2 protein-coding genes are annotated in these 736 nt (G+C 53.9%); both read right to left on the minus strand.

Annotated features, from left to right (window positions below):
* Window positions 1-43: 43 nt before the first annotated feature.
* Window positions 44-436, minus strand: a complete 393-nt coding sequence (locus KEM60_RS15995; RefSeq protein WP_219232423.1) for a hypothetical protein — start codon at window positions 434-436, stop codon at window positions 44-46.
* Window positions 436-736, minus strand: a 301-nt coding sequence (locus KEM60_RS16000) for a hypothetical protein (RefSeq protein ID WP_219232425.1), incomplete at its 5' end; no start/stop codon positions are given. The genes KEM60_RS16000 and KEM60_RS15995, both read right to left, overlap by 1 nt.

The following is a 736-nucleotide window of genomic DNA, read 5'->3' on the forward strand; positions in this document are numbered from 1 at the left end:
TATCGAGGCAGACTCACAGAACTCCCCGATATCATTGCCGTCATTACCCGACTCGAGCTCTATCGACTTGGCTGGTAGCCAAGAATGACCTGGAAATGCCTCGTGAATAACGCCCTAACCTTTTGAGATTATCCGTCATATTCTTTGACTGAGCAGTGATCGACTCCCAAGCCAGGTTAACTTCTCTAATCTGACCACCAGGCGCCATCTTCGCATAAGCAGCAGTGCGGTCATTCACTGCTTTTATTTCGTTCTCAAGCCTGACATGCACCGCATATAGTTTCTTGTATACGCTCTCAAAATCTCGTGGATCAAATTTAAACTCATTTGGAGTGAGCTCCGATCCCCGATAATTCACACTGATCCAGTGATCAATCTCTCCTGCTTTCCCGGCGCCCGATAACACCACATCATTTGGTTTTGGGTTACTTTCCATCAGCGGCCCCTCCTCGGGTCGTCATCCTCATCATCATCAAACACATACAACGCACCCTCATCACCCAACACCGGCGGCACCGCATACTTCGGCGTCCCCCACAAATCATCCGACTCCATCAAATACTCCTTCCGACGCCGCAACTCCCGCTCCTTCTCCCCAGCACCACCACCGCCACCCATCGGACCCATCCCCGCACCACCACGCCCCCCAGGATCACCAAAACCAGCACCACCCACACGCGGCGCACCACCAGCCTCACCAAACCCCACACCACCCCGCGCACCCCCAGCACGCCAA

The organism is Austwickia sp. TVS 96-490-7B (assembly GCF_019331795.1).
Classification (GTDB): domain Bacteria; phylum Actinomycetota; class Actinomycetes; order Actinomycetales; family Dermatophilaceae; genus Austwickia.